At 28.0% G+C, this 10,847-nt stretch carries 9 protein-coding genes; 8 read left to right on the forward strand and 1 reads right to left on the reverse strand.

What is annotated here, in order from left to right; all coding sequences use genetic code 11:
- Positions 1 to 110 precede the first annotated feature (110 nt).
- The 8 genes from PWP28_RS13190 (at position 111) to oraE (ending at position 8,853) form a co-directional block, all read left to right on the forward strand.
- On the forward strand, positions 111 to 2,075 hold the full coding sequence (locus PWP28_RS13190) for a RecQ family ATP-dependent DNA helicase (protein ID WP_308644949.1): 1,965 nt from the start codon (positions 111 to 113) through the stop codon (positions 2,073 to 2,075).
- Between the two features lie 20 nt (positions 2,076 to 2,095).
- Complete coding sequence (locus PWP28_RS13195; protein WP_109604949.1) at positions 2,096 to 2,689, forward strand: hypothetical protein; 594 nt, start codon at positions 2,096 to 2,098, stop codon at positions 2,687 to 2,689.
- A gap of 150 nt (positions 2,690 to 2,839) precedes the next feature.
- The gene (gene ord, locus PWP28_RS13200; RefSeq protein WP_109604950.1) at positions 2,840 to 3,859 is read left to right on the forward strand and encodes a 2,4-diaminopentanoate dehydrogenase; all 1,020 of its coding nucleotides are present in this window, start codon (positions 2,840 to 2,842) and stop codon (positions 3,857 to 3,859) included.
- A gap of 52 nt (positions 3,860 to 3,911) precedes the next feature.
- Positions 3,912 to 4,568 carry an HD domain-containing protein gene (locus PWP28_RS13205; RefSeq protein ID WP_109604951.1) on the forward strand — a complete coding sequence of 219 codons (657 nt, stop codon included), beginning with the start codon at positions 3,912 to 3,914 and terminating at the stop codon, positions 4,566 to 4,568.
- Entirely contained in the window at positions 4,555 to 4,860 is a 306-nt protein-coding gene (gene ortA / locus PWP28_RS13210) for a 2-amino-4-oxopentanoate thiolase subunit OrtA (protein ID WP_109604952.1), read from the forward strand. The genes PWP28_RS13205 and ortA overlap by 14 nt, the downstream gene beginning before the upstream one ends.
- Positions 4,860 to 6,266, forward strand: coding sequence for a 2-amino-4-oxopentanoate thiolase subunit OrtB (gene ortB / locus PWP28_RS13215; protein WP_109604953.1), 1,407 nt, complete (start codon positions 4,860 to 4,862; stop codon positions 6,264 to 6,266). Before ortA ends, ortB begins: the two co-directional genes overlap by 1 nt.
- Before the next feature lie 23 nt (positions 6,267 to 6,289).
- Positions 6,290 to 6,658, forward strand: a complete 369-nt coding sequence (locus tag PWP28_RS13220; RefSeq protein ID WP_109604954.1) for an ornithine aminomutase subunit alpha — start codon at positions 6,290 to 6,292, stop codon at positions 6,656 to 6,658.
- Positions 6,658 to 8,853 carry a D-ornithine 4,5-aminomutase subunit OraE gene (oraE, locus tag PWP28_RS13225; protein ID WP_109604955.1) on the forward strand — a complete coding sequence of 732 codons (2,196 nt, stop codon included), beginning with the start codon at positions 6,658 to 6,660 and terminating at the stop codon, positions 8,851 to 8,853. Before PWP28_RS13220 ends, oraE begins: the two co-directional genes overlap by 1 nt.
- Before the next feature lie 28 nt (positions 8,854 to 8,881).
- Here the strand turns inward: oraE and PWP28_RS13230 are convergent, their stop codons facing one another.
- A complete protein-coding gene (locus PWP28_RS13230; protein WP_308644950.1) occupies positions 8,882 to 10,354 on the reverse strand; it encodes a hypothetical protein in 1,473 nt (490 codons plus the stop codon).
- Positions 10,355 to 10,847 lie beyond the last annotated feature (493 nt).

The following is a 10,847-nucleotide window of genomic DNA, read 5'->3' on the forward strand; positions in this document are numbered from 1 at the left end:
AAGATGCATTATAATTATAATGCATCTTTTTTTTAATTTTTTTAGAGAATTTAATCATTTTTTTAATGAATAATTTTTAAAACTTCTATATAATAAAATAGGTGATTAATTTGAATGATAAAGTGGATAAAATTTTAAAAGAAAAAATGAATATAAATTCTTTGTTTTTGAATCAAAAAAAGGCTATAGATTTTATTAATTCTGGAATAAATGTATTTTTGATAGAAAAAACAGGTTTTGGTAAGAGTTTAATATATCAATATTTAACTCTTGAAAATGGAGGACTTACTATAGTTTTTTCTCCATTGAAGGCTTTGATGAGAGATCAGATGAGATCTGCTTTGAAATTAGGTCTTAGAGTTGCTGCAATAAATTCTGATAATTTTTCTTATGATAATAAAGTGGCAATAGAAAAAGCTGCAAATGGAGAAATAGATATTATTTTTATTTCTCCTGAAAGATATGAAGATGTTCATTGGATGAATATGATTGAGAAGATGAATATTAAACTTTTTGTAATAGATGAAGCTCATTGTGTATCGGTTTGGGGACATGATTTTAGACCTGCATATAGGAGAATAGTTGAAGTTTTTGAAAAGTTTGAAAATGTACCTATTTTGGCACTTACAGCTACTGCGAATAAAAGGGTTCAAAAGGATATTATGAAACAGTTAAAGAAAGGTGAGATTATTCAAGGGAATCTTATGAGAGAGAATCTTTCTTTGAATGTTATAAAAGCTGAAAATGAGAGAGAAAAGATGATTTATATGTATGAACTTATAAAGAGATCTCCCGGAACTGGAATAGTTTATACCGGTACTATTCATAATACTGTTTATTATTCTAAATGGTTGAATTTTAACGGAATAAGAACACTTTATTATAATTCTAAACTTTCTGCTCATGATAAGTTGAAAGTTGAGAAACTTTTAATGGAAAATAAAATTAAATGTGTTGTAGCAACTAATTCTCTTGGAATGGGTTTAAATAAAAAAGATCTAAGATTTATAATTCATACTCAGATTCCTTCATCTCCAACTCATTATTATCAAGAGATAGGAAGGGCTGGAAGGGATGGTAAAAAAAGTTATATTTTTTTACTTCATAATTATAAGGATTCAAGATTACAATTTTCTTTTATAAATAATTCTAAACCCGAACCAAAATTTTATAAAGAAGTCTTGGAGTTTATAGATTCACATGATTTTATAAGTTTCTATGATATAAAAAATAATATTGATATAGATAATTTAAAACTTTATAATATTTTGAATGATTTTATAGATCTTGGAGCTATTGAAAGATTTACAAAAAATTCTGATATTTTTTATAAAAGTTTTCATAGAGATAATAGATTAAATCTTGATTTTATAGAGAAATTAAGAGATGTTAAGATAAGTGAACTTAAGTCTATAATAAGATATTGTTCTATAGATTCTTGTCGCATGTCATATTTGATTAATTATCTTGATGGTGAAGAAGAAAATATATGTAATATATGTGATAATGATAAGGATATAAAATATAGAATAAATTTTAATATTGAACATGAAAAACTTTTGAATAGTTTTTTTAATAAGAATATTAATATAATAAATTTAAAGAGTATAGATGGTTCTTATACTTTAACTAAAGGTATTAGAAAGAGTTTTGAAGAGTGTAAAATTTTTGGTATGAACTATTCTGATAAATATTATAAGGATTCTATAAAGTTTTTAAAAAATATTAAATGGATAGAAGAGATTGATTTTATTTTTTATGTTCCAAGTAATAATTATAAAAATAATATTTTAAAGAATTTCGTAGAGAAACTTTCAAAAGGCTTGAAAATAGAGTTTTGTGATGATTTAAAGAAAATAAAAAAAAGTAATAAACTTTCTTATTATAAAAATTTAGAAGAAAAGAAGAAACAAGTTCATAATTCATTTTTATTGGAAAATAAAGAGAAGTTTTTTGGGAAAAATATACTAATAATAGATGATTTTATAAATACAGGTATTACTATTACTGAAATTATAAATTTGTTCAAAAAAGTTGAGGTTAATAAGATCTATACGTTTTTTTTATCAGATTGATTTATTAAAAGGGTGATTTTATGGTTAAGACTTATTTGGGTAATTATTTAGAATCTTTGAGTGAATCACAGATAGAGTTTTTGGCGGAAAATAAATTTATTTTTTATGAAAGAAATGGAATTAATAGGTTTAGAAAAGAATTTAAATCTATAGATGATTTAAAAAATATTTTAAAATCATTTATAAATTTGAGTATTATTCCAGCATACTGTGTTGAAGATGAAAAGATTTTTTACGATTTTGATGAAGATAATATTTATATTAGAAATTATTTGATAGAAGATGCTTATGGAAAAAATTTTTTATTGGATATATTATCTGAAATGGTCAGTGCAAAGGATGAAATTGAAAAGAGATTTATTCAAGTGAATGAAATCATAAAGGAGTTGAGTGATGATTTTATTCTTGGAATTAATTTATGGTATAAATATGGATATTCAAGACTGTATATATCAGAAGGAACAGAAAAAGTTGGATTTATAGATCTTATAAATAATAATAATTTTGCAGAAGCTGGATATGATAATTTGATTGAAGAATTATCTAAAGATGAAAGAGTGAAAAAAATATCAGGGTATTTTCTTTTGAAAGAAGGATTAATAAAAAGTAACTAATTATGACTATTGCCGTATAATCTTTAAGATTCTTGATTATACGGCTTTTTCTTTTATTAAAACCTTTATAATGTATTAGCAAAAAACGAGTCATATATGTATTATAGTAATGTATATGAAAAAAATTTCAAAATTCAGGGAGGAGATATGATGTATAGAGTAGCAGTTTGGGGATTTGGAGCTATGGGAAGCGGTATCGCAAGAAGTATTTTGAGTAAGTATGAATTACAGTTAGTCGGTGTTCATGATATGAGAAGAGAATATATAGGAAAAGATATATCAGATATATTAGAATTAGAAGAACCTACAGGTATTAAAATTTATGATAGTCCTATGACTATGATAGATGAAACTAATCCAGATCTCGTTGTTATTGCAACTCATTCTTTTGTTGATGTTGTTAAAAGTCAGATTATTTCTGTGATAAAGAAAAATGTTAATGTTATTACAATAGCAGAAGAGATGTCACATCCATTTTATACCCATACACAAGCTGCATTAGAGATAGATAATATTGCGAGAAGATATGGTGTTACTGTTCTTGGAACTGGTGTTAATCCTGGGTTTGTTTTGGATACTTTAATAATAGCTTTGACAGGAGCATCTTTAAATGTTAAGAGTATCAAAGCTGCAAGAATAAATGATCTTTCACCTTTTGGACCTACCGTTATGGAGACACAGGGTGTTGGAACAACAGTTGAAGAGTTTGAAAAAGGTATTAAAGATGGAACTATAGTTGGACATATAGGATTTGAACAATCTATTTATATGATAGCCGATGCTATGGGTTGGGTTATAGATAGAATAGAACAAACGAGAGAGCCAATTGTTTCGAATGTTAGTAGGGAAACAAAGTATGTTAAGGTTGAACCTGGTATGGTTGCTGGATGTAGACATATAGCAAAAGCATATATGAATGATGAATTGATTATTGAATTAGAACATCCTCAACAAATAAAACCAGAATTAGAAGAAGTAGATACTGGAGATTTTATATGGGTTAAGGGAAATCCGGATCTTTCTTTGGCTATTAAACCAGAAATACCTGGTGGAAAAGGAACTATGGCTGTTGCTACCAATATGATACCTGCGGTAATAGAAAGTGAAGCTGGTCTTATGACTATGGCAGATCTTCCAATACCGAGAGCATTGATTGGGGAGATTTATTAAGAATTATTCCACCCTATTTTTGGGTGGAATTTTTTAGGCAGGGGGTGAAATTATGAATGATAGGGTGGAACTTTCTAAAGGATTGGCACTTAAAAAAATGGAGAAATTTAAATTTGGTCTTGAGAAAGATAAAGGGTTTACTTATCATCATGGTATAAGGGTTGGGAAACTTGCTTTAAAATTAAAAAATATAATTGGAATAAAAGATAATCTTGATGAGCTTATAGAAGTTGGAGGTATTTTTCATGATATAGGTAAAGGAAGTGAACCTCATAATGAATTTGGTGCACAAATAACAAAAGAAATTTTGAAAGATTTATATTCTGAAGATGAATTAAATATAATTTATGATATTGTTTTTTATCATAATCAAAGAAAAAAAGGAAATTTTCCTTATTATATAAAAATAATTCAAGATGCAGATATGATAGATCATTATGGAGTAACAGGTCTTTGGCTTGATTTCAGCAGAGTAAAAGATAATGGTTTTAGTTTAAATGAATTTCTTGAAATAAATGATTCTGAAGATAATATTCAATTTCACAACAATAAGGTAGATTTATTAAATTATGATTTTTCAAAAAAAGAATTAGAAACAAGAATAGAAATTCAGAGAAATATAGCAAAGCTATTTAAAAGAGAGTCTTGTGGGGATTTACTCATAGATGATTTTAAAAATATGGGGGCGATTTTTAATGAAAGCCTTTAAAGGTGATTGGGTTCAAATATATTTTATTGCACTTGAACCAGATGAAAGAGCGGAGCATCTTCCAGAAGATACTAAAAAAGTACCTCTTGAAGTTAGAATAAAGGGATTTTTGATGAATGAAGAGGCAGAAATAAATGATGAAGTTATTATAAAAACTGTAATTGGAAGAGAAGTTAAAGGAAAAATGATAGAAATAAATCCTGTTTATAAACATAATTTTGGTGAACCCATTCCGGAACTTTTGAATATATCAAATGAACTTTTAAGTATTCTGGAAGAGGGTGAAGAGTAATGGATAAATCATATAATTCAATCATGTCGAGAAAAAATGAGATTATGAAAAAATCTGTCGGTGTTGATTATTCAAAGTATGAAATTGAAGGATTGGCTTTTGATTATGAAAAAATGATGGAAGAAGCTGGTTATTCAATAGAAAAAATAATAGAATTACAAAATGAAACAGGAGTTGGTAATACGCCTCTTGTGGAATTAAAAAATATAAATAAATTGATAAAAAAACTTTCACCTAAAGGAAAAGGTGCAAGAGTTTTTGTGAAAGATGAAGCTACAAATCCTTCATTATCTTATAAAGATAGAAGAGCATCAGTTAGTGCATACAGAGCAAAACAAATGGGTTATAAAGGGATAATGGCAGCTACCAGTGGAAATTATGGTGCAGCAGTTGCATCTCAAGCTGTAAAAAGAGGATTGAGGTCCATTATAGTCCAAGAATGTCATGATTCAAGAGGTATAGGACAACCTGAAATACTTGAAAAAGCAAGAGCTTGTGAAGGATATGGTGCAGAAGTTGTGCAGATATCTGTGGGACCAGAACTTTTTTATTATTTTCTTCTTTTGTTGGAAGAAACAGGATATTTTAATGCTTCATTGTATACACCTTTTGGTATTGCAGGAGTTGAAACTCTTGGTTGGGAAATAGCTCATCAAAGTAAAAGTTTATGTGGGAAATTTCCAGATGTTGTTATAAGCACTCATGCTGGAGGTGGTATAACTACTGGAACTGCAAGAGGATTGATAAAAGCAGGTGCTTTTGATACAAAGGTTATAGGGGCCAGTGTCGATTTAAGCGGTTTGCATATGGCAAGTGATAATGATTTTAATAAAAAGTCTTTTACAACAGGACATACAGGATTTGGTATACCATTTGCTGTTTATCCTGATAGATCTGATGTTCCAAGAAATGCCGCAAGAGTTTTGAGATATATGGATAGATATTTATTAGTTACACAGGGAGAAGTTTTTTATATGACTGAAGCTTTGGCAGTTCTTGAGGGTATGCAAAGGGGTCCGGCAGGAAATACATCTTTGACTGCAGCATTCGCTCTTGCGCAGGAGATGAATGAGGATGAGATAATAGTTATCAATGAAACTGAATATACGGGAGCAGGCAAATTACCATCGGCACAGCTCACTTTTGCAAAAGAGAATGGAATTGCTATTAAAAGAGGAGATCCGATTGAAGAAGATATTCCAGGAAAAAATATAATAATACCTGAAAATCCATCACAGATAAAATATATAGAATATTCAATGGATAAGATGAAAAGGTCTTATGTCAAACAGATGATGAAAAGAGATGGGTTTAAAATGTTTTCAGATATAGAAATTAAATTTATGGCAGAAGATACCAATAGTTCTGTTGAAGAAATAAAAAATTTTATAAAAGAATTAAAATAATTTATTTTCAGGGAGGAGTTTATATGGAGGCTAGACGAGATGATTTTGAAATTAGAGCCAAAAAATTGAATAATATGTCTGATGAAGAGCTCGATAAATACTTTTGGGATCTGACTGAAAAGGTGGTAGATCCCATGATTGAAATGGCTAAAAAAAATACATCACAGTCTATTGAAAGATCTGTTCTTTTAAGAATGGGTTTTAATTCTATGCAGGCTACATCTCTTGTTTCAAAGATTTTTGAAAAAAATCTTCTATCTAAAGGAGCTGGCCATATAATTTGGAGAATTGCAAAAGAAAAAGGTATAGATGTTATTAAAGCTGGAAGAGATATGATAGATGGAAAGTATTGGGATGATGTTGATAGAATTTTTAAGAGAGGTGAAAATTGATGGATTTACCTATAAATGAAAAATTAAATATAGATGAGATTCTTAAAGATCTTGAAAATTATCATCCTAAAAGAAAAGGGTGGACTTGGAGAAAAAAATTACCTAAGGGAACTAAAAAATATGATTTTGAATATTTTGATATATCTGAAGATTTAAAAAATTCTGTGGGATTACCAGCTGCACACTATTTTGATGATATAGATCCTCAACCAGAATCTGTAATAACTTCTGAAATTGCTTCTGGTAGATTTGAAGAAGATATAAGACGTATGAGAATGGCTGCATGGCATGGCGCTGATCATATAATGGTTATAAGAACTCTTGGACAATCACATATTGATAGTCTTATAGAAGGAACTCCAGAAGGAATAGGTGGTATACCTATAACGAGGAAACAGCTAAGAGCCTCAAGAAAAGCATGTGATATTATAGAAGAAGAAGTTGGAAGACCTATCAATTTCCATTCATATGTATCCGGAATAGCAGGACCAGAAATAGCTGTATTATTTGCCGAAGAAGGAGTTAATGCAGCTCATCAAGATCCACAGTATAATGTATTGTATAGAGGTGTTAATCCTATAAGATCTTTTGTCGATGCAGCTGTAGCTAAACATATAATGGCTCAAGAAAACATTCTTCAAATAGATGGGGCTCATAATGCGAATGCTTCTGCAAAGAAGGCTTGGAATGTTATGCCAGAACTTCTCGTACAACATGGTATCAACTGTATGTACTCTGTTAAGTCTGGAATGAGAAAGGATTTAATAGCGTTATCAACTGTTCCACCAACTGTTTCTCCATCTCCAGAGTTTAGAATGAATCTCGTTTATGCTATGACTTTAAGAGAAGTCTTTAAAGAATATAAATTTAGAGCCCAAATGAATACAAGATATATAGAATCAGATCTCTTTGATGCTACAAGAATTCATGTTTTAAATACAGTTTTATCAAAACTCACTTCTGCTGATATTCAATCAACTATAACTCCAGATGAAGGTAGAAACGTTCCTTGGCATATAAATTCTATAAGAGGAGTTGAAACGGCTAAACATACTATGGTTTCTCTCGATGGAATAAAAGAATATGTTAAAATAGATGAGGATAAGGTTAGACCTGAAATCAGAGAATTGAAGATGAGAGCTATTTTGATGCTTGAAGAAATGATAGAAATGGGTGGATATTTTGAGGCTGTAGAACAAGGAATTTTTGTGGATAATGGTCATTATCCTGCAAGAGATGGAGATGGAATAAAAAGACCTCAAAATGGTGGAATTGGTGCTGGATCGGTTGTTCCACGAGATGAAGATTATATGGCTCCAGTTTGTAATCATTTTGGATATAATAATTTACCAAAAGGTTATGATCATGTTTGTGATTTAATAGGTGGATGTACATTACATAATCCAGATAAAATTCAGTATATAGATGAACTCGATGAGACGGATAATGTTAATGTTAGATTAGAAGAAAACAGAGATTCTAAAGATAAAAATTTGATAAAACCTGAAGTTGAATGGACTAATGATGGTTGGATACAGATAGATATGACTATTCCAGATACTGAGGATTATGCTGAAGCTGCAGCTTTAGAGATTTGTAAAAGGATGAATCTCGAAGATGCACAGGTTATAAGTAAAACAATTCTTCACCCAACAGAGGGAACTTATGTTGAGTTGAAAGCTAAAGTACCTTTTTTTGTTAAAAGAGATGAACTCACATTACCTAAAAAACCCGATTTGATGGCCGAAGATGAATTATTTAGTTTTTTTAAAAAACATAAAGTGAAGGTTGTTGCTGGTACTGTTGGAAATGATGAACATAATGTTGGTTTAAGGGAAATTTTGGATATAAAACATGGTGGAATAGAAAAATTTGGAGTTAATTATACATATCTTGGCACTTCAGTTCCGCCAGAAAAAATGATAGATGCTGCAATAGAAGTTGGAGCTCAAGCTATTCTTGCTTCTATGATAGTTACACATAATGATGTTCATATAGAAAATATGAAGAAATTACATGAACTTGCAATTGAAAAAGGAATAAGAGATAAAGTCATGATAGTTGTTGGTGGAACGCAAATTAGTAATGATATAGCTGTTTCAAATAATATGAATGGTGGTTTTGGAAGAGGATCAAAAGGTGTTCATGTTGCTACTTTTATAGCGAGAAATTTAGAAAAAATAGATAATTTATAAAAAATAAGGGTTAGTAAAAATCTAACCCTTATTTTTTTAATATATTTTCTATTTTACAAAGATTTAAATCTTTTTTATACATGCTCGGAATACTGTTCCATATTTCATTGAAATGGAATTCAAAAGCTTGAGTTATTGTTGGTTCAGTATTTGACGTTATTATTGGCTTGTTTTTATTTGAATAGGCAATTATTTTGTGATTTTGTTTTATTATACAGTTTGCACCAAAATTTTTTTTGGGTTTTTCGTAGATAAATCCTATTTCACAGTTTTTATTTCTTTTTTTTAGGGTGTTTTTTATATGCTTTTTGAATAAATCTTTTTTTACATAAATTTCTTTTTCGCATAATAAAGAAAGATCTTCATATAATATATTTTTATATTTTAAATTGTCTTCCATTTTTTTTAAATTGTATAAATATTTGGTTTTTATATTTTTGTTTTTATGTATTTCATTGTATTGATCAAAAATATTCAATATTTTTAATGTTTTATCTTTTTTTACAGAATTTTCTATTAAAATTTGTATTAGATCATTTTTATCCATTGTTGTGAATTGAGGAATATCAGAATAATGGTATTCATTATCTGGCTCATTTAAAAGGTTTAATAATTTTTTTATGAGTTCTTCGGATTTTTTTATATCTTGATTTATTATTAGAGGATTACATATCTCTTTTATTGTAAAGAAAGTATTTTGAAAGTTTTTTACAGTATGTAGATCATTAAAGAAGTATGTGCAATCTATTTCTTTTTGTTCAGTTGATTTTGAAACACCTGTTATGGCACAGGTATTTTTTATTATAAATAATGTATGATTTATTATCGTATCTTGATATTTTGGATAATAATAAGATTTTAATCCTCCAAGCATATGAAGATTAAACCATTTTTCTATAGTTTCGGCTATTTTTGTTGTTTCTCTGTCTATTGTATGTATTATTTGTATTTTATGATTTTTTTGAATCAATTTATATAATTTTTTGTCCCATTCATTAAAAAAATTTTTATCTTCTATCAACCAAGTCATATTTTCTTGACTTAAAAGAAGAATTTCTTGATTTTCTGGCATGCTTATAGCAAGGTCTAAAAAATCTAAAACAGCTTTTCTTCTTCCTTCATTTTTTCTGTATACTGTAAAAGTTGTTGAATATTCATTTTGATTTTTAGAATAATTTTTCAAAGGTTTTTGAGAGAGAGTTCTACTTTCTAATATCCATTTTTGAAAGTAATTTTTTAATTCTTTTATGTCTTCTACATTTGCTTTAGGATAATTTTGATGTATCAAATTTTTTATGAAAGTATAATCGTATATTTTATCTAAATTTAAAAAATATTCAGCTATCGATTCTGGATAATTTGATTTATTAGATAAATTTCTTTTATTATTTTTCCATTTACTTATTAAAGATGAATCTACATGTAGGTATTCTGCGAGATCTTTTGATCTTACTTTGAATGAATTCATCAATAATGATAGTTTAGATTCTGTTATTTTCATTTTATGTCCTCTTTATTGTTTTATATAAATTTAATTGTATTATATTAATATTATTTTTAGTTGTTTAAATTGACATTTTTATTTAAAGTAAGTTAATTTTTTAATTTGATTTTATTAGAGTTTTGAATATTTGTCAATTTTTTGTCATTGTCTTCAAATTGACATTTTAGTCTATAGTGTTTTATTTAAGCTATGTTTAGTGTATAATATAAATGAAGGGCTTAATATATAATACTTATAAAGAATTAGAGTTTTAAACCGAGACTTTTGTCTCGGTTTTTTTATTTTTTCTACTTATTCATATATTATCATTCAATGAAAATATAATCTTTATATTTTTTATATCTCGATTTCTCTTTTTTTATGATATTTACTTATATTTTATTTAATCTTAACTTTTTTTTTTAAAAGATTGATTTGACAAATCATGATTTTTATGATATCATTTTGCTTACTTACCGGTAAGTTATTAGGTTAATATGAAGTTAATATT

Source organism: Oceanotoga sp. (assembly GCF_030445905.1).
GTDB classification, from domain to species: Bacteria; Thermotogota; Thermotogae; order Petrotogales; family Petrotogaceae; genus Oceanotoga; species Oceanotoga teriensis.